The following is a 24039-nucleotide window of genomic DNA, read 5'->3' as shown; positions in this document are numbered from 1 at the left end:
TGCGAAGTATAGGGGATGGGGCAAGGAAACTCAATCCTTGCGGCCTTGGCGGTATCAGTTAAGCGGCTTGTCTGGTATGCCCTTGCATTTGGGTAACAAGCTCATTGACGAAGCGTTCCTGGGTTTTCAGGCAATAACCGCTGGAATAGGGGTTCATGAAACCATGGCGGGTATTCTTGACGATTTCTGCCGCATGGCCGCGCTGGCGTAAATCGCTGACCAGTTCTGCCGGTTCAAAAGCTGCTTCCTGTTCGGAAAAAATCAGGCGTACAGGGCTGTTTGGCTGTATGTCGCGGTGTTCGCGTATGCGCGAACCATAGAATAAGACGCTGGCCTGCAAACCTGCCATCGCTGGCGTTGCACTATTGATCCACAAGGCACTGGCCCCTGCGCTAAACCCTATCGCATAGCGCAGGCTGGTTTGATGGCGTTCCAGCAGACTGGCAAGTTGCTTGCTATAAAAAGCAATGCCGCCCCCGGCGATAAAGGCGTGATACGCCAGCTTCTCTGTGGCGAACTGACTATGCGCGTCGGAAAGCGGTGAGGCGATCAAGCTGGTTAAAGAAAATTGCCGTGCGAAGTTTGCAATGGCTGGTGTATTGCCAAATACATCAGTAACGATCAGTAATTCAGGGGCTGAGGCAGAAACGGACACAGTGAGCAGCTTGGTAATTGCAAGAGAGGGCGCAGACTACCGGACTTACCTCCGCAATGCAAGAGAATGCAGGCTGTCATTAGTAAATAAGAATCACTGTTGCCTGGTTGACTGTAAATTGTCGCTTATTTCCGAAATATATCAAGACACGACAGTGTGATTGACACCTGAGATACTGCTCGTAGATACTGCGTAACATATTGGAACCTTTTGTTACAAATAGACTCAAAAGACCTTGAATTCTTTGGCCGCGAATGCTTGCCCCGGCTGAACTGAATACCTGTCGGTAAGTGTCAATTGGGTGTCAATAGGTGTCAACACATGCAAACACGTGTGAACACGTGCCAACGCGTAACAATAGCTGCCAATACCAATTAATAATATTCAATACCATTACGGAGACCCACCATGTTGCGACCTAGTTTGATTGTCTTGTCCTTAAGCCTGGCGCTAAGCGCGTGCAGTAAAGGGGGAAAAGATGGCAAAGAATCAGACCAGGCGAAGGTCGCGACAGGTTCCGCAAGCGCTGGTTCAGCCGGTGCCAAGCCAAGCAATACACCCTTGCTGGTGACGCAGGAAGATTTGCAGACCATACAAAACAGTGCCTTGTCGTCCGGCCCGGTGATTACCGGCTCCATTCAGCCTGAGCGCAAGGCCGATTTGCGTTCGGAATTATCGACCGTCGTTCTGCAGGTACTGAAAGAAAATGGGGAAACCGTCAAGCGCGGTGACTTGCTGGTGCGTCTTGATGACACGTCCATCCGCGACGGTCTTAATTCAGCTGAAGAATCTGCCCGGGCTGCGGCGCAAACGCTGGAACAGGCAGAACGCCAGTTCCAGCGCCTGAAAACCCTGCGCGCGTCCGGCATGACATCGACCCAGCAACTGGAAGATGCAGAGATTCGCCGCAATAATGCCCAGAGTGATCTGGTCGCAGCCAAGGCCAGGTCCGTGCAGGCACGCCAGCAGATGCAGCGCACAGAAGTGCGCGCCCCGTTTGATGGTGTCGTCAGTGAACGCAAGGTGTCGGCAGGTGACACTGCCCAGATCGGCAAGGAGCTGGTCAAGGTCATTGACCCGACCAGCATGCGTTTTGAAGGCTTGTTATCGGCTGACAAGGTCAATAACGTCAAGATTGGTCAGGCTGTTACTTTCCGCGTCAATGGTTATGGTGACCAGAATTTCGCCGGCAAGGTCAAACGCGTAGATATGGCGGCCAATGCCACTACGCGACAGGTAGAAGTGCTGGTGGCTTTTGCTGACAACAATCCGCCACGTGTATCTGGCCTGTATGGTGAGGGCCGCATAGAAACGGGTTCTACCCAAACCTTGATGATTGCCAATACTGCCTTGTTGCGTGATGGCGATAAAGCCTATGCCTGGCGTGTCAAGGACGGTGTCGTGAAAAAGGTTAGCCTGCTCGTGGGTGAACGTGACCCGCGCCGTGGTGATATCGAAGTGCGCAGTGGTCTGGTTGACGGTGACAAAGTGGTGCGCAATCCGATTTCAACATTGGTCGATGGGCAAAAAGTGCAAATGGTTGCGTCAGCAGGTACCAATATGCCGGCTGCCCTGACCGGTGCACCGGCAAATGTAACTCCAGCAGGGAAATAAGCCATGTTCCTATCCGATTTCAGTATCAAGCGCCCGGTCGCGATGATCGTGATTATCATTACCCTGATGTGTATGGGTTTGCTGGCGCTTAAAAAACTCAAGGTCAACCAGATCCCTGATGTGGAAGAACCGGTATTGCTGATCAGCATACCGTATCCTGGTGCCTCACCGGAAACGGTGGAGCGAGAAATCGTCAACCGTCTGGAAAAATCCCTGCAAAGTATCACCGGGGTCTACCAGGTACGTTCTACGGCGAACGAGGGTAGTGCATTTATCCAGATCGTTTTCAATTTCAACAAGAACATGATCGAAGCCTCGGATGAGGTTAGAAATGCGATTGCATCGGTACGCTATAAGTTACCTGTGGAAATGCGCGAACCCATACTGGAGAGGCGTGACCCATCAGCGCAACCCATCATGCAACTGGCGCTGACATCTGATGTACTGACCCATGCAGAAATTTCGCGCATGGCGGAAGATGAGTTATCAGATAAATTCCGTGCCATTGATGGTGTGGCGACCGTCACGGTCGATGGTTCCCTGAAGCGGGAACTGACGGTACTGTTACGCGCGCAAAAATTGCGTGAATACAATGTCTCGGTTGCCGAGGTCGTCACCGCCTTGCGTAACCAGAATACCACGGCACCCGTAGGTAAGGTCAGGGGCCGGCTGGATGAACAAAGCATACGTCTCATTGGCCGTATAGAATCGCCCGGTGAATTCCAGAACATCGTCATCAAGCGGCGCGGCAACGAGCTTGTGCGTCTGGCTCAGGTAGCTGACATTGCCGACAGTTTTGCCGAACTGAATGGTTTCAGCGTACGCAATGGCAAGCCGAACGTGGGTATTTCGGTTACCCGTTCCCGCGATGCCAGTACGGTGACGGTAGCCAGCAAGATTCGCGTGCTCGCAGAAGAAATCAACAAGGGCTTGCCATCTGGTACCAAGATAGAAGTGACACAAGATGGCGGCAAGGATGCCCAAAGCAGCCTGAATAACGTCATTGAGTCATTGATGTTTGGTGCCGTGCTGACGATTTTTGTGGTGTATGTATTCTTGAATTCCTGGCGTTCTACCCTGATTACTGCATTGAGTTTGCCAACCTCGGTCATCGCTGCTTTTATCGCTGTCTGGTTATGTGGCTTTACGCTGAATTTCATGACGCTGCTGGGCCTGTCGCTGGCGATCGGGGTATTGATCGATGATGCGATCGTGGTGCGCGAAAATATCGTGCGCCATATGGAAATGGGTTCAGACCGCCGCACGGCTGCCAGTAATGGCACGAAAGAAATTGGCCTGGCAGTGGCGTCTACCACTTTCTCCATCATTGCCGTGTTTATCCCTGTGGCCTTCATGCCGGGTGTGTCGGGCGAATGGTTCCGGCCCTTTGCGCTGACGGTTGCCAGTTCGGTCATGGTCAGCCTGTTTATTTCCTTCACGCTAGACCCGATGTTGTCGGCCTATTGGGGTGACCCGGTCGGTCATCACCTGGAACCCAAACGTGGCATCAGCCTGGTGCTGGCAAAATTCAATACCTGGTTTGATCGCCAGGCGGACCGTTATGGCAATGTGATCGCCTGGGCCTTGCACCACCGCAAATGGATGGCCATCATTGCTGCGATGAGCCTGGTCGGCGCACTGGCCTTGCACATTACCAAGGGCGGCACCAGTTTTTTGCCAACGGCAGACAATGGCACGATTGTGATTGATATCCGTACGCCCTCCAGTTCCAGCCTGGAATATGGTCGCCTGAAAGTTGAAAAAGCAGCGGAGCTGGCACGCACCATCAAGGAAACCAAAGTCACCAACAGTATCATCAACAGCGCTGGTGGCCGTGTCTATGTCGATATAGGCAAGAGTACGGAAAGAAAACGTTCTGCCGTAGAAATTGCCGTTGAATTGCGCAAACTGGTGGCAACCATCATCGGTGCCGAATATGTCGTGCAGGACGATTTGCAAAACGGTGGCCGCAAACCGGTACAAATACAATTCTCTGGCCCCGATTCACGCAAGCTGATGGAAATCGCCAATGACTTCATGGTCAAGCTCAGCAAGGTCAAAGGCGCTGTCGATGTCGGTTTGTCTGAACAAGACCCGAAAGATGAATTGCAAATCGAAATGGACAGGGGGCTGGCAAATTCACTCGGCATTTCAGTCAACGATGCAGCACAGGCTTTGCGTGTGGCTTTTGCCGGTGTGGAAATCGGTGACTGGGTAGATCCAACCGGCGAAGCTCGTGACGTTGCAGTGCGTCTGCATCCGGATGACCGTATCAGCGCAGAAAACATAGAGCGCCTGCCCATCGCTGTGGCTGGCAGCGACAAGATGGTGCCGCTGGAGCAGATTGCCAAGATCACCATGGGCAAAGGCCCGGCCAAGATCCAGCATACCGATGGCAAGCGCATGGTCGCCGTATCTGCCAATGCCCAGGGACGTTCATCAGGTGAAGTCACTGCCGATGCCTTGGCGATTGCCAAATCGATTAACTTCCCTACCGGTTTTGGTATCGAACTTGGTGGCGCAGCACGCTCACAAAAAGAACTGTTTACCGAAATGACGATAGCGCTGGTATCAGGCATAGGCTTGATGTACCTGATACTGGTCATGCAGTTTGGTTCATTCACCGCGCCTATCGCCGTCATGCTGTCTCTGCCACTGAGCCTCATCGGTGTCGTTGTCGCCTTGCTGCTGACGAATGGCACGCTGAACCTGATGAGCTTTATCGGTATCATCATGCTCATGGGGCTGGTCGCGAAAAATGCCATTCTCCTGCTTGATTGCGCACGCAAGCGTGAAGAAGAGGGTTATGACCGAGAAGAGTCACTGATGTATGCCGGTCGCAAGCGCCTGCGTCCTATCTTGATGACCACCTTCGCGTTGATTGCCGGTATGCTGCCTGTCGCCATTGGCCTGGGGGAGGGCGGTGAGTTCTATCGTCCGCTGGCAATTGCGATTATCGGCGGTACCATTACTTCAACCTTTCTGACCTTGCTGGTGGTGCCAACTTTCTATGACAGCATAGAAATCAGCTTCGACCGCATGATGGCAAAATTCCGCAGACGTGAAACGCGCTGGAATACGTTCCTTGCCTTTGTCACGACTTTCGTGGAGGCGATTTTGACCTTGATCATGGTGAGGTTTATTTATCGCCTGCCATTCAAGGCCTGGCGTCTGGTTTCTGGCCGTCCGGCTTCTGTCTGATACGCATAGATTCGCTACAAATGCCCGCCTTGATTTTCAGGCGGGCATTTTGTTTTGCGTGGGTCTTATTCGATATCATCACCGCCAAAATACACACAAATAAATTTCTTGAGAAATCTCTTTTTTTCATTCATAACCATTCAGAATAAATTCATAGCGATTTCTTTATGGTGCCTTGAGGCTCAATATCCACGGGCTTTTCCAAAGAATTAAAAAATGCTGCGGCGCACATTTTTAGTGCTCACTGATCATCTTTTTATCGTTTAGCTAATTAAGCCTGATCTGCTGTAAACATCGTGTGCAAACAACAGCCTGTTTTGACATCTGACAGGCTTGACGGCATTGCCACAAATCGGGATACTTCGCCCACTGTTTTCCAGATCACCTCTGCGAAAACAAACCACTATCCATGCAAATTAATCCGGTCTTCAAAAAAGCGCATTTGTATTGGTGTGACAAAAACAATTGAACAGGAGAGACGAATGACTCAGTCCGCGGATCGTGCCGACACGGCACAGATGCCAAAACAGATACCGTATATCATCGCCAACGAAGGCTGCGAGCGTTTCAGCTTTTATGGCATGCGCAATATCCTCACACCTTTCCTGATTACCAGCCTGCTGTTGTCCATGCCTGAAAGCATGCGTGCCGGCATGGCGAAAGAAGTTTTCCATACCTTCGTGATCGGCGTGTATTTCTTCCCTCTGCTTGGCGGCTGGCTGGCTGATCGTTTTTTTGGTAAATACAATACCGTGTTCTGGTTAAGCCTGGTGTATTGCTGCGGCCATGCCTGCCTGGCGATCTTTGAAGATAACCGCAATGGCTTTTATACCGGGCTGTTTCTGATTGCGCTGGGGTCGGGCGGCATCAAACCATTGGTGGCTTCATTCGTGGGCGACCAGTTTGACCAGACCAACCGCAAGCTGGCACAGAAGGTGTTTGATGGCTTTTACTGGATCATCAACTTCGGTTCTTTCTTTGCATCCTTGTTGATGCCTATCTTCCTGAAGCAACTCGGTGCAGCCATTGCCTTCGGTATACCTGGTGTACTGATGTTGATCGCCACGATTATTTTCTGGTCTGGCCGTACTAAATATGTGTATGTCAAACCAGCAGCCAAAGACCCGCATTCTTTCCTGAATGTCGTGCGTACTGCCCTGATGACGGATGTGCCAGGGCAGGCAAAAAGCGGCTTTTTCATGGCAGCATTTGGTGGCCTGCTGGCAATTGGTGCCTTGTTCCTGATTCCGAAGATTGGCATTGTCGCGGCACTCTGCCTGGCGCTGGTACTGGTGCTGGGTTTTGGTGGCATGGGTGCCTGGATGCAACTTGAGCGTGCACGTGGGATTCATCCTGACGTCGCCGTTGATGGTGTGCGTTCGGTACTGCGCATTCTGGTCGTGTTTGCCCTGGTCACACCGTTTTGGTCTTTGTTTGATCAAAAGGCGTCTACCTGGGTATTGCAGGCTGACCTGATGACCAAGCCTTCTTGGTTCCAGTCGGCACAGATGCAGGCATTGAACCCCATGCTGGTGATGTTGCTGATCCCTTTCAATAACCTGGTGCTGTACCCTTTGTTAAAACGCATGGGCATAGAATTGACCGCCTTGCGCCGCATGGGTCTGGGTATTGCATTCTCCGGCCTGGCCTGGATTGTGGTTGGCTTCATGCAGTTGGCAATTGATGGTGGCAATGCCTTGCAAATTACCTGGCAGATCCTGCCCTATGCCTTGCTGACGTTTGGTGAAGTACTGGTATCTGCAACCGGGCTGGAATTTGCTTATAGCCAGGCACCACTGGCAATGAAGGGCGTCATCATGAGTTTCTGGAACCTGTCGGTCACGATAGGCAACCTGTGGGTCTTGCTGGCCAATTCCAGTGTTAAGAGCGAAGCGGTGACTGAACAGATCAAGACAACTGGCATGAGCGTTACGGCATTCCAGATGTTCTTCTTTGCCGGGTTTGCCTTGCTGGCGGCGTTTCTGTTTGCCTTGTATGCCAGAAGTTATCCTATGCTGAATAATTATCGCCAGGCGGAATAAGTTCTTGGCGTGAGTAATAAAAAAGCCGCATGATTTATATCATGCGGCTTTTTTCAGGCGAACCGGATTGATGAACCTGATTAACGCAGAGTCTCTGTTAAAACGCGGCCTTCAGAGCCTGAAGGCGGACGCACCCTGAGCAAATGTGCCAGTGTTGGTGCAATATCCATGACCTCGGCATACTGGCCATAAGCCCCTGGTTTGAACCATGGTTTGCCCATGAATATCAAGGGCACATTGGTGTCATAGATATAGGGTGAGCCATGGGAGGTACCATGCGCTTCAGTACCAAAATACCAGTAAGGCCTGGTGACGACCGTGATGTCGCCAGAACGCTGGCGATTCCAGGCGCGCTGCATCAAGGTACCGATTCTGTTATTTGGCAAATTGCCGTTTTCAAACTGGGTACGGGTAAAGGCGTTCGCTATGCCTGGCAAGCCCAGCAGATATCTGGCAGAGGCTGTTTCCACTTCTTCACGCTTCAGGCCTTTTTGCTCGATCAATTTGTAATCCAGCAGTACATTGGGATTTGACCATTTTGTTGCCAGTGCAGCCTGGCCAAATTTTTCAGACAGGTATTGATTCAGGCTTTCCAGCATTTTTTTGCCGTCAAGGCGTTGCGCATCCCTTTTGATTGATTGCGAAAATTCTGGCACGTTGGGGAAGCCATGGTCTGCCGTCAAAATCACGACCGTATTATCCAGGCCCACGCGTTTATCCAGATAGCTGAAGAAGTTCGCCAGCAGCCTGTCCAGTCTTTGCAGATGGTCATGTGACATGCGGCTTTCAGGGCCAAAGCTGTGATTGACATAATCGTGACTGGACAGGCTGACGCCCAGCACGTCAGTGACGCCTGCCGGGTTCTGGCCCAGCTTTTCACCTTCAATTGCAGCACGGGCAAAATCCAGCGTCATTTCGTCAAGGTAGGGACCAGTGTAAAGCTTGCCGTAGTATTCAGCATCAGGTTTGCCGGATTTGCTGTTGTAGATAAACGGGAAGCGCTTGTCTTTTTCTTTCTGATCGATGACCAGTTCATCATTGGCATCCATTGCATAGGCGCTGTCTGCCAGCAGAGGTTTCCACTCCTTGCCATAGAAACGGTCTTGCGGTTTGCCTGCCAGATATTTCTGTACCCATTCAGGATGGTTTTTCATGTAATAGGTGCTGCTGGCAAAATTACCGGATTTGCCCATGTACATATAGGCAGTGCCAGTTTTGCCCGCCAGCAGGATCGCGCCACGGTCCTTGCCTGATACAGTGATGACCTTGCTGCGTTCACCATTGGCGTAACGCAATTCATCGCCCAAAGTGCTGACGCGCAGATTAGCCGGGGAAGTGCCATCGCTGGCCTTGGTTTCTTCACCAATATAGGTGTGGGCCGTATCTTCGGTGCAATAGACAGACGCCAGTGTCACAGGGTCTATCCAGTTATTGCCGATGATGCCATGCTGGTAAGGGTAAGCACCCGTCAGCACGGCGGTATGGCCAACTGCGGTGACGGTGACACCATGCGCCTGATGCGCATCGCTGAACCAGGCACCCTGATCCAGCAGGCGACGCAAACCTCCCTGACCGAACTGATCACGGTAGCGTACTACCTGTTCTTGTGGCAGGCCGTCGACGACTAATACCACCACCAGTTTTGGCTGCGCCGGTTTTTCAGCAGCTTGCACGGTCAAGGTGCAAATTGCCGTTGATGCGGCAATGCAAGTCAATAAAAAGAGTCTGCGAAGATTGCCGGTACGTGCAGTCCGGGCATCAGGAAATGGTTTCTTCATGGTCTGTCAGAGTGATGATGAATCAGGTTAATAAAAGCAGCAGGACTTACGCAAAACTGCCCAAAGCGTTACAGCACCTCTCATGGGAGCCGCCTAAGGTACTGTCTTCGTCGCTACGCCTTGTCGTGACAATTTTGCGTAAGTCTTAACCAGCAATGTTGCGAGCCGATAGTAGCAATAGCGATGAAAGCATACACTACACGCTTGTTCTGACAGGGATATGACAGTCGCAATCAACATTGCCGATAAGAAATGTTCACAATGTTTTGCTATTTTGCGGCTTGATTCAGTGGTTTCCTGGCAGATGTTGCGCTGTAAAAACATTCTGTCAGGTATGATCTTTTCTTACCTATGCCCAGTTTTTGCGCAGTAAAATGAAATGATGCGGGACTGTGTGCAGCCTGAACCGCATTTGAACTGGATCGAAACCGTAGCTGAACTGCATCTAAACTATATCTAAACTGCATCTAAACTGTATTTGAGCCGAGTTCCTCTTGAGTAACGACACCACCTATTCGTACCTGTTTGACATCATGCCAGTGGCTATAGCCATTGTCGTTGATGACAAACTGGTCAAGCTTAATCCTGCTGCCCTGCAATTGCTGGACGCAGAGAATGAGCACGTGGTTTTGGGGCATCCGGTGAAAGACTATGTGCATCCTCTTGATCAGCCGCGCTCACAGGGGCGCCTCAAAAAGCAGGGTGACAACTGGTCCAACGCCAACAGCAAATTCCGCATACGCACCAGCAAAGGTAATTTTCGCATGCTGGTAGTGATCAGCCGTGCCATTCATTACCTGGGCAAAGATGCGGTCATGATCACAGGCATGGACATGACCGAGCATAGTGAGATGGAAGAACAACTGCGCCTCAGTGAATTTAATTTCCGGCGCCTGTTTGAAAATATGCAGGACGTGTATTACCGCACGGATGTGTACGGCATTATCCAGAAGATCAGCCCTGCAGTGCAGAAGGTGCTGGGGTTTGAACCGGAAGAAATGGAAGGCAAGCCAGCAGAATCTTTTTACCCGCAGGTGTCTGACAGAGATGCGTTCAAGCATGCGATTGAGACTGACGGCATGGTTTCAGATTTCCCCGGCCAGATGGTGCATAAAGACGGCAGCATCATCGATATTTCCGTCAACAGCCAGGCGCTTTATGACGACGACGGTAAATTCGCTGGCGTGGAAGGAATTTGCCGCGATGTCACCCAGCGAAAGGTGATGGAAAGAGAATTGCAAAGGCTTGCTACCACGGATTCTCTGACCGGCATTGCCAACCGGCGTGCGTTTCTTGAACATGCCGAACATATTTTTAAAAGCTGTCAGCGCTATCAGACCAACATGACTTTGCTGATGCTGGATCTGGATTACTTCAAGAGCATCAATGATAAATATGGCCACCAGTCGGGTGATCAGGCTCTTATCCGGTTTGCCGAAACCGTTAAAGTCGAATTGCGTGATTCTGATTTGTTTGGCCGGCTGGGTGGGGAGGAGTTCTGCATCCTGTTGCAGCAGGCGACGCGTGCGGAATCCATGCTGGTGGCTGAACGCATACGTACCAGCATCCAGGCGATACTGCTGACTTCAACAACAGGCGAGCCATTTTCACTGACCGTCAGCATCGGTATCGCCACTTACAGGACCGAAGATGACCGCCTTGGCCGCATGCTGGAGCGTTCAGACAAGGCGCTATATCAGGCAAAAAGCAATGGCCGCAATCAGGTGACCTGGGAAGCCTGAAGCCCTTATCACGGTAGATCAGGCCTCCGGTACAAAGCTTGCAAAGCAAGCTGGCGGCGGCAAGCCGCCAGAGCTATACGCTGAGTCCTATCACCATCAGTGCATAAACCGACAGGGAACACGTAGCAACAAACAACATGGCGAAAGTACGCCACAGGCTGCCCCAGATGCCCAGTTGATAGGCTTGTTTTAATTGGCTGAACATATGAATGGGCGGTATGAACACCAGAAGTAAAACGGCTGACTTGGTAAAATCAAATTTGTTCAATATCGCCATTGCCATCAGCAGCAGAGCCATGAAGGATAAGGAATACAATGAAAATACCGCATGATCAAACATCACGTACTTGCGTTTGAACACAAACATCAACCATAGAAATGGTAGTGAAATCGGCATCAGCATGAAGGCAAATTTAGACGCATTACCCTTCATTTTATAAAGGGTCAGTTCAGGATTTTTCAATGCATGCCGGATTTTAGCGACCAGGTTGTTGGGAGCGGTAGTATGGAAATTCTTATCATCGAATTTTTTGTCAAGCCTTGACGCCAGTTCATCTGTTATCGAAGTGTCTGAGGTGACTGTTACCTTGTCGTCTGTTTCTTTAGCCTCTTCAGTCTTTTCAGTCTTTCCTGACTTGATATCTTCTTCTTTTGTTTTAGCCAGTTTCAGAGCTAATTCCAGCGCAGTAATTTCGTTTTCCAACTCCTTGATATCTTCATTATTCGATTCCAGCAGTGGGTCACCAGCCGGAAGTTTTGCCCGCTCTGCCTGCATCGAGGCGAGTTTTTTGCGCGTATCTTCCAGCTCTTTGCCAATGCCTGTACTGGTATGCGCTTTATCCGAAAAACTGTTCGATATATTGCCGCTACCTGTCATCGAAAACACAAAAAACATCAAAAAAATCAGGAACAAAAACAGCGCCAGCGGTGACACGTAGCGGGTGCGCTGTCCCTGGATATAGTTGCGCGTCAATTTGCCCGGTGTAAAAATAAGGGCGGGTATGGTGCGCCAGGCTTTGGTTTCGAAATGGAGCAGGCCATGCAACAATTCTTCTGCCATGTGAAAGATAGAGCGGTGGATATGGGCAGACTGTCCACAGCCATGACAATATGCGCCCTGAAGCTGGGTACCACAGTTGGCGCAGGCATGGTGGGCTTCATCAGGCTGGGCAGCGTGGCTACCGCTTTTTTCGATTTCATTGACGACGACGGCTTCAGCAATCACGTCGGTCGCTACTTCTATATCAAGATTCATCTTCGCTCCTCACTGGCGTGCTGCGATTGTGCCCGATTCGCGCTTTCTTCTCAAGATGGTTGACGATACTGCTGGCAATACGCTGTCACGATGTTGCAAATGCCAGCTTATTTTTGGAAGAGCCACAAGATTGCCTGTCTGAATTCGCTGCGCCAGAATTGCTCATTGTGTTTCCCGTCTTCAGGGATGCGCACGGGCAGGTTTTCAGGTGGGTGTCCCATTTTCAAAAAATCTTCAGCCATATGCACAGTATCAGTGGCCATAGTGCCGCCTTCTTTTGCCCCCGTCATCAGGTACAGTCGCGCATCTTTTCTTGGCGGCGTATTTTTCACCAGTTCAAATGCTGCATTGGAAAACCAGTATGAGGGTGAGAACAACCCGGCTTTGCTGAAGATATCGGGATACTGCAAAATTGCATAGTGAGAAATCAAGCCGCCCATGGAACTTCCCATGATGGCGGTGTTGCTGCGGTCTGGCTTGGTTCTATACTGCTTGTCTATGACTGGTTTGACGACATTGACAATGAAATCCATGTATTGCCTGCCCTCGGCTACGCCAAATTTGGGATTACTCCAGGGGCTAAGTTCTTGCATGCGTTTTTCGCCACCATTGTCTATGCCAACCACGATCAATTCCAGTTCGCCGCTTTGTGCCAGCGCATTCATGGTTTCATCTACTTGCCACTCACCAGCATAAGCTGTTACATCATCAAATAAATTTTGTCCGTCATGCATATAAAGAACTGCATAGGATTTGCTTGTGGTCGCGTAGGACGGTGGCAGGTAAATCCGCAACTGGCGTTGGCGATCCAGGTCTGGCATGGTCAGCAATGTCGGCAACACACTGACGTTTGCTTGTGCTGTTGATGGTCGCATGGGGCTGGGCGTGTCTGGGGCAGGTTCGCCAGGAGATGCTGCTGCCGCTACATTCTGGCTGAAACCGGTGGCCAGGGTACTCAACATCAAGGCACAAAAACTGTTTGTGAGGGACATGCTGTTACCCCGCGCATGTGTACTGGAAAGGGTGCATAGCGCGTCATTAGCCGCCATGCACGCAAATTGGATGCCTTACTTAATGTCGGTCAACACCTTGTATTGTCGGTACTCGCCAATTTTCGGGTCAAAAATATTTTTGACTTCGTATTTGAGTTCAACGTTTTTGCCCAGCAAACTTTGATAGGTATTTGGCAGGTCAAATTTTGATGGGAATTGCGTCAGCCAGATAAATTTGCTATTGGTGCCATTGCGTTCACGCAGGGAGAACACGACAAAAGAGTCATTCTCTATCTTGCTGACCACGCCTGTTGCAGAACCTGAGGTGCCCTTACTGACCGCTGAAATCTTCAGGATAGTATTCGGACATTGTGAAGCCATACTGGTACCAACGATGGAGCCGATCTTTTCACCGTCCTTGCTCATGTCATTGAAGTTCAGGTTGAACTCTTTCTGGAAGCGTTCCTTTTCAGCAGGGGAGAAGGATTTGATGATGCAAATGCCGAATTGAGCCGTATAGCCTTCCTTTGGACTGTCCAAAGGGATTTTATCTGCGCATTCACAAGACTTGCGGCTAATGTTTTCCAGATAGTCTTGAGAAAAACTGCTACCAGCACTACCCAGCAGCAGAAGTAAAAACAGGATTTTTTTCATTTTGAGAGTGTAATTGAGGTTTTTCGACAAAACAAGGCACGCGCCTGGACACGCTATTTTATAACAGGCCTGCCATCTGGCGAAAAATACTAAAGTCTGTGTAGGCTGGTTTCCAGCGCATTTTTTCCATAAGGCTAGCAAGCAGGCCATGATACATGGCGGATAGTTTCTTTTTGTTAATTTCAATACGCATTCCGCGAAAGCTGCTATTCTGAATTTGTACTAGCTTGTTACAAATCGACATATCCACGATATTTCATACGAGGGTAAATGATGAAAAATATGCTTTTCTCCCCTGTCATGTTTGCGCGTCTGACGATGGGCGCATTCCTTTTATCTTTATTTACACTGCAAACCGCCAGTGCAGAAAGTTTCAAACTGGGCGTCAATGCACCGCGTTCGGTACAGGAGACCCAGGCACAGTGGCAGGAGCTGGGTAAATACCTGAGCAAGGCGACGGGGAAGCAAATCGACATCGTTCCCCTGGAGGTATCCAAAGTGTTTGGTGATGCCAGTGCAAAGAAAGTGGATTTTGTGCTTGCCAACCCCAACCAGACATTGATGTTGAAGGTGAAACTGAATGCCTTTCTACTGGCATCACTCAATGGCAAGCAAGGTTCGGTTTTTGGTGGCGTGGTGGTGGCAAAAAAAGGCGGCAGTATCAGCAAGATAGAAGACTTGAAAGGCAAGCCGGTCAGCGCACTGGGTATCCAGTCTGCGGGCGGTTATTTATTCCAGGTGTATCACCTGTCGCAAAAAGGCATGCAGATCAAGCGAGACTACGGAGTGTTCACCACCACCAGCCAGGATGATTCCATACTGGCTGTGCAGTCAGGTAAATCCAGTGCGGCTTTTGTGCGCACCGGCATACTGGAAAACATGGCCAAGGAAGGCAAGATCAAGCTGGACGACTTCATTATCCTTGATGAACGCAAAGACGCCAAGTTTCCGTATTTGCTGACTACCGAGTTGTACCCTGAATATTTTGTCGTCGCCTTGCCCCATGTGAGCAAGGATGTGGCCGCAGAAATCAAAACGGCACTGATCAAGATGACGGCGAGTGAAACCGCGGCGCAAACTGCTGGCATCAAGGGTTTTATTGAGCCTCTAAGCACCACTGCACTGGAAAATGCCATGCGGGCAGTGAAGGCGCCGCCATTTGAATAAGTAGTTGACGTGTTTGTCGAAAACAAAAAATGCATCGTCAATATACGATGCGTTTTTTGTTGGCTTGTGCATGCTGCAAGAATATTTCACTGGATGCGCGTCCCATCATAACGAGATCTGCAACAATGAGATTTGCAACAGCAGGTTTTACAATATCTACAGCCAGCCCGTCTTGCGGAAACGATAGTACAAATAGCCGCAGACCCCGCACATGACTGCGAGCGCCATGGGGTAACCATAGCGCCATTCCAGTTCTGGCATGGCTTTGAAGTTCATGCCCCAGATGCCGGCAAAGGCAGTGGCGACAGCAAAGATCGCCGCCCAGGCAGCAAGACGCTTGTTGACTTCACTTTCATCAATTGCCACCATCGACAGGTTGACCTGTATCGCCGTACTGATGGTGTCGCGTATGGTTTCTATCGAGGTATTGACGCGGTAAAGGTGATCATACACATCACGGAAATATTCCTGCGTATTGACGCACATTGCAGGTACGCGTCCGCCAAACAGTTTGCCGCAGGCTTCCATCAATGGTGTGACCGCATGCTTGATCACCATGATCTTGCGCTTCAACTGATACAGACGCTGGATATTGGCGCGTTCACTGCCTTTGGTGAAGATCTGTTCTTCTATCATTTCCAGCTCTGCTTCCAGCGCTTCGACGACCGGGAAATACCGGTCCACGATGGCGTCTATCAGTGCATAGAAAACGAAGGAGGAACCATGTTTGAGCAGGTGTGGTTCACGTTCACAACGCTGGCGCACCCCCAGGAAATTTTGCTGGCAGCGATTACGTACAGACAGCACATAGTTTTCACCGACAAAAATATTGAGTTCACCAATATTCAATTCGCCATTTGTCAGCTCCACGGTATGAATGACAGCAAACAGGGAATCGCCATACTCTTCGATTTTTGGACGCTGGTAACCGTGGCGCGCATCTTCCACAGCCAGTTCATGCAAGCCAAACTCTTCCTGCATGGTCTGCAATTCTTCATCCGAGGCATCCCGCAAGGCGACCCAGACGAACCGGTCTTTCCGCAGTACGTAGTCGCTGATTTCTGCAATGGGTATGTCAGCTAATTTACGACCTTCCTGATAGGTCACGCAATTGATTAACATAATTTATTTGGTATGGATTGTCGGATAGTCGATACAGATTTTAATGTAGTCTGACCGGAGCGGCAAAGATTTATATTGCAAACGTCTTTCAGCTTGGTTCTGGCACTTAAGGCGCTGGAGGCATCTCATCGGGAACTGGCGGCAGCAGGCGCAGGTATTCTTTTTTAACGACTTCATAACATTCGCAGACCCGGACTTCCATAGCAGGCCGATCCAGCACTTTGATATGACCACGGGTGGCGGTAATCAATCCATCTTTTTGTAATTGGCCTATCGCTTGCGTGACACTTTCCCGACGGACGCCCAGCAAATTGGAAATCATTTCCTGTGTGACGGCGATATCTTCTGAATGCAATCTATCCATGCTCATCAAAAGCCAGCGACACAGTTGCTGATCAAGTAAATGATGTTGATTGCAAACAGCTGTTTGCGATGTCTGGCAAATCAGTGCTTGCGTATAGAGTAATGCATACTCTTGCAACTTGCCGCCCAGTGAAAATTCTCTTTTCATGATTTTTCTGCTGAGTTTGTAGGCCTTGCCGGTGCTTTGAACTTCTGTGCTGGAAGGCATGCTGTCGCCGCCCATGAAAATTGAAATGCCGACCATGCCTTCGTTGCCTACCAGTGCCACTTCGCTGGAAGAGCCATCTTCCAGGGCGTAGATCAGGGAAACAATGCCGGAGATAGGAAAATACAAAAAGTCTACATGGTCGCCCGATTCCAGCATCGTCCACTTCAAGGGCAATAATACCAATTCCAAGTCAGGCAAAATCCGTTCGAGATCCGCTTTGGGCAACGCTGCCAATATACTGTTTTGTTTTGGATTCTCAGACCACGTTTGCTTAGTTGTTTTTTTTGCCATATGTGTTTAGAGAAATAAGTGATTATTTGCCGTGCGTGAAAGCCCTGGAGGTAGTTTTGAAATCAATATGGCTAAGTACCCCGTCTGGTGCACCGGCGTAAACAGTACTTTAGTATAGCAAGGCGGTGCAAAGCACCAGATTAATTCCGCACAGCCAGCCGGTAGAAAGCCGTCTCACGGCACTGTACAGCGTTTGGCGAACAAAGGACAGTCGGATAGTGAAACACTGACACTTAACAAGGCGATACTGTGCATTAAATGACGATGCCATGCGCCGCTTTATTTTGCCAACTGGCGTTACATTGCCCTGGCACGGTAAGGATGCTTTACCGTTGCTATTTTGCATTTTTTCAATGCTTACCTCGTTGCTTTATCATGCTGATACGAGAAATTCAGCCTGAATATTTACTAAACGAAAGAAATTACATTTCAGGCGCGCCCGTCTTTCTGTTTTTCCACTTTTCGCTGCAAGACAAAAATTGGCTGCGCCCATTCGGTATCTTTTTTCTTCTTACTGGTGATCAGTGTCAGTTCGGATGGGTCATACACGTCGGTATTATGCGTCAGTGGCGTGGTCATCAGGTACTGGGCATCCGTGTTTTTCAGAAACTCACCGACCAGCTGGATATTGCGTATATCCAGATGGGCGAAAGGTTCATCGATAAAGACAAAACCACCCGAACCATCTTCCGATTTCAGCAGACCTATCAGCAGGATCAGTGATTTCATGACCTGCTGGCCGCCCGATGCTTCACCGTCGTTCATGCCTATCGGGCCTTTGCCGTCAAACTTGAAGCGCACATGCAGGCCAGCCTGGGCCAGTTGTATGTCGTCATTTTCGAGTTTGACCGGGTCAGTGTGCACTTCTATGCCTGCCAGCTCGCCCAGTTGCTTGATGTTCTTGCTGTACGATTTGATCGTGAAGCGCAGCCTGTCCATATAGGCGGCACGGGCATTGACGGTGGCTTCTATCGCGCGGTTATTCTGGTAACGGCGTTCATCCGTTTCTGCCTGGCGGCCTTGCAACAGGGCATTCAGGCGGGTGTACTGGTCAACCACGGTAGAGTCAGTTTCCCAGTCATCGCGTGCCAGGTTATTCGTCAGGCTGCGTATGCGCAATTCGATCTGATGGACATTTTCATGTTCGGCCACCAGTTCCTTGCGGTGTGAGGCACGCTTCCAGTTATGCGGCAGGGTGTGCCAGGTATCACGCATGGCGCGCAGGGTTTCAAACTGTGTCTTGCGTTCGTCGGCATGGCGTTTTTCTGATGTACGCAACTGGGCTTCAGCATCGGCGATCGCCGCTTTGGCCTGCTCCCATTTCAGGTGGGTGACCGAGCGCTGCTCGGTTGCCACTTTCAGCAACGGAGCGATCTCACCAAGGCGTCCACCGACTTCCATGCGCTGCTGTTTCAGTGGCTGGGTATTGCGGCTGGCTTCTTCAAATTCTGCATGGCGTGCGCTCAGTTCTTTTGCGGCATCGACACCAGCCAGGCGCGCTTTGTAGGCACTGATTTCACCTGCCAGTTTGCTGATCTGCATGGTCAGTACATCTTCTTGCGATTGCAGGCGCGGCAATGATTTCAGCAAAGCTTCCAGACGCTGGGTGCGGCCTGCGTTACCAAAGCGGTAGCGTGATACTTCAACAAACAGTGAGCGGCCACCGCGGCGCTCGAAATGGTAGGCGTCAGGGGTAATCCATTCCTGCGACTTGGGCATTTTCATGCCTGCTTCGATGGAGGCGACCGTATCGATGCGCTGCAATTGCTCGATCAGCCAGGCAGGCGCCTGTCCGGTGAAGTTGACGACGGACAGCAGGCTCTTGTCCTTGACCACTGGTGCGCTGATACGGTCAGGCACGATGAAGTGGCTGTAGCGCTGCTTTTCACCGATACGGTAAGCAGCCGCAGCATCCGTAGCCTTGTCCAGCAGGATGACCGAGGTATAGCCGCGCAACACACCTTCGACCGCCGCCTGCCATTGCGGGTCTGTGACCTCGACGATTTCTGGCAACATGCAGTGAGAGATATTGGCGTCATTCAGTGCACGGCGCATGTGCCGTACGTTTTCCGGATCAGGAAGGGCAGACTTGCCTTGCAGCGCGGCGATGGTTTCCATCTCGCCGGCGATGCGCTGGGTCAGGGCGTCGCGCTGCAGTTTTTCGCGCGACAGCTCAGCTTCTTTTTTCTCCAGGTCATCGGCAATATTGGCGACGTCAGCATCGGCTTCAGCGGCCAGTTTTTGCAGGCGGGCTTTTTGCTCAAGCAGGCTTTCTTGCGGCTTGAGTTTGCTGTTGATCTGTTGCAGTTTTTCACGCAGTGAGGATTCTTCTGCTTCCAGCGCAGCCTCAGCCTGTTTGGCGTCGGACACTTGCTGCGCCTGTTGTGCCAGGTGCTGGCGGCGTTCAGACAAACCCTGGTCCTGCGTCTTCAAAAAGCGTTTGCTGGCGCGTAACGCCTGGCTGGTGCTGCCAGCCTGCTCCAATGCTTCATGGTATTGCAGTGTCGGCAGTATTTCTTCCTGAAGATCGCGTTTTTCCTTGTTCAGGCTTTCATACTGGTGATAATTGGCAACGCGCAGGCGCAAGCCTTCCAGATTGGTTTTTGCACCTTCGAGCTCGGTTTCAAAGCGTTGCAACTCGGTTTCGGTATCGCGTTGATGGCGCTTGGCGTCATCGTAGGCATCCAGCACTTCCTTGTCGCCAAAAACCTGGAATACCAGGTCCAGCAACTGGCGTGGCGCGTACTCACATAATTTATCAGTCTCACCCTGTTCCAGCGCCAGTACCTTGCCCATGGCATTCGACAAGCCTGCATGTGACAGGCGCTTGCGATAGCTTTCCACGCCCAGCCAGTCATTGGCTTCCTGTACGGCTTCGATTTCGATTTTGCCGCTACGCATCAGGTATTGACGCTTCCAGTCGCCACCGTTTTTTTCTATCTTGCAAAACAGCGTGACTTCATCTTCATACAGCCCAGACATGCGGAAAGGCCGGTTGGAAATCTGCGGCCCGACGGCGCTGTTATCAACCACCGCACGTATCCACGCGGTTTGCTGGCCTGAATGGCGTGCATAGTGTTTATATGAACGGCCCATTGAACATTCGAGGCCAAACAGGGTACGCAGGGCATCGAGCAAGGTAGTCTTGCCTGAGCCATTCTGACCGGCGATGGTGATGATCTTGGCGTCGAGCGGGATATTCTTGATGCGTTGCCAGTAATCCCAATGGACAAGTTCCAGCGATTTGATATGAAACATGGTTCTTATTCTTTTTCGGGTTGGGTATGGACGGCGATGTCAGTCGCATCTGTGGCAGCACTGATTTCGTTTGCCTGTTCTGTCTGAGCCGCTTCCGTGGAATCTTCACTCGCTTCCACAGCGTCGATGACGGCAGGCGTACGTGGTGCCGGGATCTGGAAAATATCCGACAGCGCACCGTTGATGATGCGGTCTTTCAGGGTGTCAGTATCCATCAGCAAGTCCAGCAAAGGGCCTTCCAGAATCAGGTCAGCCTTGCGTTCAATAAAACCTACGCGTGCCAGTTGCCCCAGGTTCATGTCCATGCGGGTTTTCTTGCCGAGTTTTTCACCAAAATCAGCCAGCAGGGCGCGGTAGGAGATACCTATTGAAGTATCTTCTGCGCGTGGCATGGGTTTGTCTTTGCCGAACATATCATTCTGGTCTTCTTCTGCCAGTTGATGGGCTTCCTGACGTTCACGCTTGGGCAAAATGATCAAAGACCACAACACCACCAGTAAGGCGACACCGTCACGTGCCAGGCCGAAATTATTGTTTTGCCAGGTTTCCTTGGTGCCAAACACTTTTGATTCGCTGTCGCGTGTCAAGGCCAGCGTGACATAGTCGGCATAAACATTATCGACAAACTTCATGCCGCAGGCTTTCAGGCGCGTGTCGATTTCAGTGCGGAACAATTCATCAGACAGCGCCCGCTTGACCAGTTTGTCTTCACGGCGCAGGGTCTGATGCGCCAGCAAACGGGCGATCAGTATTTGAGCATCTTCGGTCATGGTGTTTCTCTTGTTGGTACTGGTGATGCGGTCGGTGTGGACGCTGAGGTTGATGATGGTGCCGGTGACGGTTGCAGGGCCGCAGTGGTGGTCAGGCTGGCAACCGAAATGGCAGCAACATGGTCATCATGCACTTTTTGCATCTTGTCTTTGGAATTGAACACCAGCGGCAGGCGCGCCAGTATGGCAGTGGCACCTTGCAGCGATGATTCATTGATGTCGCCGAGCAGCGGCAGCATGGAAGCGCGGTAAGAGGCTATCGCGAAATTCGATGGCAGCAAAATATCCTGCAAGGCGATCGGCTTGTCACTGGCATCTGCTTTGCCAAGCAATTCCAGCCAGTGGTCAAGCTCATGCAGGGCATCTGAGTTATCGTTGGCGACTGAAGGCGCATTTTCACCCGCAGGCAGTGCGCCCGCCAATGCTGACACGCGATGGCTGAGCAATTCGCTCTCTGCCACATCGATCATTTCTGAAGGTGTAATGAAAAGCGGGGTGACCGGTTTTGCCAGTGCATCGTCAGCCAGTGCTGCCAGGTCTTCTTTTTGCAATAACCAGGTCTTGATATCGGTGGTGGACAAACCCGATTGCCCCAGATGCACACGCTGGCGTTCTATCTGGTTCAATGCACGCGAGAACATGCCCTGCATATTGAGCAAGGCGCTCTGGGCACGACCTATGGCCTGCGCCGCACGGTGGGTAGCCGAATCAGCGCGGCTGTCATTGGTGATGGCATGGATGATCTGCGAGCCTTTTTCCACCCAGTCGCAGGCGGTATGCCATTTTTGCTGTGCCGTGCGTAACTGGAATTCTGAGCCAGATGCAATCGCGTCTGAAAATTCTTCGGTCAGTTCAATGAGGCGGCCCAGCAAGTGATGCAACTGCTCAACCGACACGCCACCCACAGCCTGTGCCCCGGCGACCTGTGTGAGCATATAGCTCATCTCGGCCTGATCATTGTTTTCTTCTATATTGAGCAGGGACTCTATCGCTGCCAGCACATTGCGCGCCGTTGGCGTAATGCGGTAGACCGACTGGCTGGCATCCCAGACCAGCAAGCCCGTCGAGCGCAGGCGTGATAATACCGTTTCCAGTGCATCGGCCTCGAGGTAGCCCAGCTTGGCATTGATGTCAGCCCGGCTCAGTGATGGTGTTTCGACATCAGCCGTCAGTTCGCGCAAGACCAGCAGGCGCAACAATACCCCATTGAATCCACCATGAAACAGCGCCGTAAATGCCTGTAACACAGGCTGGGCACGCTTTAGGGGGAATACAGCGGAAACGTCGTCGGGAGTAATGCCAGTTTTGAAATACGTTTGCAGAGCGAGATCATCATCGGTCTGAACGTGAGCGTCGTCACTAAAATTTTGCATGCGGCATTTTACCTGCTTGCAGGCCGCTTGAGTATTGTCAGGAGTTTAATTATCCCGGCTTTTCGGCATTCAAAAGCTTAATGCAGGCGACTTCTGTCGTAGCGATGTTCGATGATTTGCTGGTGTATGGCTTCGCGCTCGTCTTGTGAGGCGTGCAGCAGGCGGGTGACGGCTTTCCTTGGCACCTTGAAATAGCGGCGACGGTTCAGGCGCATGTCCATGGTACGCCAGCCTTTGCTGGTCAGCCATTCCCACTGTTCAAAATCGATAGGTACGATCAACTGTATTTTCAGGCGTTTCAGCACCAATGTGGCACCAAACGCAGGTTTTGCGCCAGGCGGCGGCAATTCGCGTTCATGACGTACCCTGAATATGGTTCTCAGGCTGTTTTTAATGACGTCTATTAACATGGTTTTTTCTTGATGAGCGAGATTTGTTGATATTGGCTTAAAGATGCGAGGTTTTTAAATTCAGATACTGAGATTTCTTTGGGGTAATGATTTTAAGCGATCTGAATTGCCGGTGAAATATTCTAGACGTATATTAATTGTTACCAGTAGGGTTGTTGTGTAATCGTTTGTAAGAAAAAATAACAATTGATACATTTTTTACGCCACCAGTGTTTTTAACGGCATTGTTGCCGTGAAGTGGTTTTTGCCAAAAAATCTGCCAGGGCTTTAATTGCCGCATTGACTTTTTGTGGTTGCAGTTCGCGTTTGAGCGTGACTGCGTAAAACCCGGCGCCGGGTAATTGCCAGTCCTTTAGCACAGTAACCAGAGTACCATCACGCAAGGCTGGCGCAGCAGTATACGCAAGCATGCGTGCGAGGCCATAGCCTGTCATTGCCATTTCTGACAGCATGCGCACGCTGTCGGTCATGGCAGCGGGTGTCAGGTTTATCTTGGCGGATGTGCCATTCTGGTGTTTCAAAATCAAAGTGGTTGGATCGGTAAAACGGGTCAGGCCTATGATGCGGTGATGGCGTAAATCGTCGGGCGAGGCTGGTACTCCGGCCTGTTTCAGGTAGGCGGGTGAGGCCACCAGTACTTCATGCAGGTCGGCCAGTTTGCGTGCGACCAGTGAAGAATCGCGCATCCAGCCGGACCGTATTGATAAATCGATCTGTTGCGCGGCCATATCGACGATCTGGTCTGCCACCTGTATATCGAGCAACAGGCGTGGATGTATTCTGGCCAAAGGGGTCAGGGCAGGCAGAATGATATTTTCTGCCATGTCGGAAGCGGCAGTAATGCGCAGACGACCAACAATTTCACCCGAATGTGCGGCGATGGCTTCCTGGGCTGCATCGGCAGATGCCAGCATATCGACACATTTTTCATAGAAACTTTGCCCTACTTCGGTCAGTGAAATGCGGCGGGTAGTGCGGTGCAAGAGCCGCACGCCCAGCTCATCTTCGAGTTGTGACACGGCAGCGCTTAATACCGAGGTGGCGACATTCTGCGCCCCTGCAGCCGCCGTAAAGGAGCCGTACCGTACAACCTGGGCAAACAGGGCCATGCGTCTTAAATGGTCAAATTGCATATTTCTAAAAA

General features: G+C 51.0%; 18 protein-coding genes. 5 read left to right on the top strand and 13 right to left on the bottom strand.

The genetic code is table 11. The features are described 5' to 3' along the window. Nucleotides 1-58: 58 nt before the first annotated feature. Nucleotides 59-655, bottom strand: a complete 597-nt coding sequence (locus tag ACO0LH_RS16010; protein WP_422942115.1) for a dienelactone hydrolase family protein — start codon at nucleotides 653-655, stop codon at nucleotides 59-61. Between the two features lie 408 nt (nucleotides 656-1063). Here ACO0LH_RS16010 and ACO0LH_RS16005 point away from each other — a divergent pair, with 408 nt between their 5' ends. The 3 genes from ACO0LH_RS16005 to ACO0LH_RS15995 all read left to right on the top strand — a co-directional run bounded on the left by ACO0LH_RS16005 (nucleotide 1064) and on the right by ACO0LH_RS15995 (nucleotide 7512). After that, nucleotides 1064-2269: an efflux RND transporter periplasmic adaptor subunit gene (locus ACO0LH_RS16005; RefSeq protein ID WP_422942114.1), complete on the top strand. Its 1206-nt coding sequence runs from the start codon at nucleotides 1064-1066 to the stop codon at nucleotides 2267-2269. A 3-nt stretch (nucleotides 2270-2272) separates the two neighbouring features. Further along, complete coding sequence (locus ACO0LH_RS16000) at nucleotides 2273-5470, top strand: efflux RND transporter permease subunit (protein ID WP_422942113.1); 3198 nt, start codon at nucleotides 2273-2275, stop codon at nucleotides 5468-5470. A gap of 482 nt (nucleotides 5471-5952) precedes the next feature. Beyond that, a complete protein-coding gene (locus tag ACO0LH_RS15995) occupies nucleotides 5953-7512 on the top strand; it encodes an oligopeptide:H+ symporter (protein ID WP_422942112.1) in 1560 nt (519 codons plus the stop codon). Between the two features lie 80 nt (nucleotides 7513-7592). On the opposite strand, the gene ACO0LH_RS15990 is transcribed toward ACO0LH_RS15995, so the two are convergent. After that, nucleotides 7593-9290 carry an alkaline phosphatase family protein gene (locus tag ACO0LH_RS15990; RefSeq protein ID WP_422942111.1) on the bottom strand — a complete coding sequence of 566 codons (1698 nt, stop codon included), beginning with the start codon at nucleotides 9288-9290 and terminating at the stop codon, nucleotides 7593-7595. A gap of 494 nt (nucleotides 9291-9784) precedes the next feature. Between ACO0LH_RS15990 and ACO0LH_RS15985 the strand changes: the two genes are divergently transcribed. Continuing rightward, nucleotides 9785-11032 carry a sensor domain-containing diguanylate cyclase gene (locus ACO0LH_RS15985; RefSeq protein WP_422942110.1) on the top strand — a complete coding sequence of 416 codons (1248 nt, stop codon included), beginning with the start codon at nucleotides 9785-9787 and terminating at the stop codon, nucleotides 11030-11032. Nucleotides 11033-11105: 73 nt separating this feature from the next. On the opposite strand, the gene ACO0LH_RS15980 is transcribed toward ACO0LH_RS15985, so the two are convergent. From ACO0LH_RS15980 to ACO0LH_RS15965, 4 genes are all read right to left on the bottom strand, one after another. Further along, nucleotides 11106-12287 carry a DUF3667 domain-containing protein gene (locus tag ACO0LH_RS15980; protein ID WP_422942109.1) on the bottom strand — a complete coding sequence of 394 codons (1182 nt, stop codon included), beginning with the start codon at nucleotides 12285-12287 and terminating at the stop codon, nucleotides 11106-11108. A 107-nt stretch (nucleotides 12288-12394) separates the two neighbouring features. Further along, entirely contained in the window at nucleotides 12395-13279 is an 885-nt protein-coding gene (locus tag ACO0LH_RS15975; protein WP_422942108.1) for an alpha/beta hydrolase, read from the bottom strand. Nucleotides 13280-13354: 75 nt separating this feature from the next. Further along, nucleotides 13355-13933: a hypothetical protein gene (locus ACO0LH_RS15970; RefSeq protein ID WP_422942107.1), complete on the bottom strand. Its 579-nt coding sequence runs from the start codon at nucleotides 13931-13933 to the stop codon at nucleotides 13355-13357. A 58-nt stretch (nucleotides 13934-13991) separates the two neighbouring features. Next, nucleotides 13992-14183, bottom strand: a complete 192-nt coding sequence (locus ACO0LH_RS15965; protein ID WP_422942106.1) for a hypothetical protein — start codon at nucleotides 14181-14183, stop codon at nucleotides 13992-13994. A gap of 23 nt (nucleotides 14184-14206) precedes the next feature. On the opposite strand from ACO0LH_RS15965, the gene ACO0LH_RS15960 reads away from it, so the two are divergent. Continuing rightward, nucleotides 14207-15100: a phosphate/phosphite/phosphonate ABC transporter substrate-binding protein gene (locus tag ACO0LH_RS15960; protein WP_422942105.1), complete on the top strand. Its 894-nt coding sequence runs from the start codon at nucleotides 14207-14209 to the stop codon at nucleotides 15098-15100. A gap of 156 nt (nucleotides 15101-15256) precedes the next feature. On the opposite strand, the gene corA is transcribed toward ACO0LH_RS15960, so the two are convergent. The 7 genes from corA to ACO0LH_RS15925 all read right to left on the bottom strand — a co-directional run bounded on the left by corA (nucleotide 15257) and on the right by ACO0LH_RS15925 (nucleotide 24028). Beyond that, nucleotides 15257-16222, bottom strand: a complete 966-nt coding sequence (corA, locus tag ACO0LH_RS15955; RefSeq protein WP_422942104.1) for a magnesium/cobalt transporter CorA — start codon at nucleotides 16220-16222, stop codon at nucleotides 15257-15259. A 106-nt stretch (nucleotides 16223-16328) separates the two neighbouring features. Next, entirely contained in the window at nucleotides 16329-17084 is a 756-nt protein-coding gene (locus ACO0LH_RS15950) for a Crp/Fnr family transcriptional regulator (RefSeq protein WP_422942103.1), read from the bottom strand. Between the two features lie 429 nt (nucleotides 17085-17513). Continuing rightward, nucleotides 17514-20342: an ATP-binding protein gene (locus tag ACO0LH_RS15945; protein WP_422942102.1), complete on the bottom strand. Its 2829-nt coding sequence runs from the start codon at nucleotides 20340-20342 to the stop codon at nucleotides 17514-17516. Nucleotides 20343-20347: 5 nt separating this feature from the next. After that, on the bottom strand, nucleotides 20348-21112 hold the full coding sequence (locus ACO0LH_RS15940; RefSeq protein WP_422942101.1) for a hypothetical protein: 765 nt from the start codon (nucleotides 21110-21112) through the stop codon (nucleotides 20348-20350). Then, nucleotides 21109-22485: a hypothetical protein gene (locus ACO0LH_RS15935; protein WP_422942100.1), complete on the bottom strand. Its 1377-nt coding sequence runs from the start codon at nucleotides 22483-22485 to the stop codon at nucleotides 21109-21111. The genes ACO0LH_RS15940 and ACO0LH_RS15935 overlap by 4 nt, the downstream gene beginning before the upstream one ends. A 77-nt stretch (nucleotides 22486-22562) precedes the next feature. Continuing rightward, nucleotides 22563-22895 (bottom strand): hypothetical protein, encoded by a 333-nt coding sequence (locus tag ACO0LH_RS15930; RefSeq protein ID WP_422942099.1) that lies wholly within the window; start codon nucleotides 22893-22895, stop codon nucleotides 22563-22565. A 215-nt stretch (nucleotides 22896-23110) separates the two neighbouring features. Next, on the bottom strand, nucleotides 23111-24028 hold the full coding sequence (locus ACO0LH_RS15925) for a LysR substrate-binding domain-containing protein (RefSeq protein ID WP_422942098.1): 918 nt from the start codon (nucleotides 24026-24028) through the stop codon (nucleotides 23111-23113). Nucleotides 24029-24039: the final 11 nt, after the last annotated feature.

Origin of the sequence: Undibacterium sp. TJN19 (genome assembly GCF_049339485.1) — a bacterium.
Lineage (GTDB): Bacteria > Pseudomonadota > Gammaproteobacteria > Burkholderiales > Burkholderiaceae_D > Undibacterium.
Note: the sequence above shows the minus strand (reverse complement) of the source record. Positions and strands in the feature narration are given on the sequence as shown.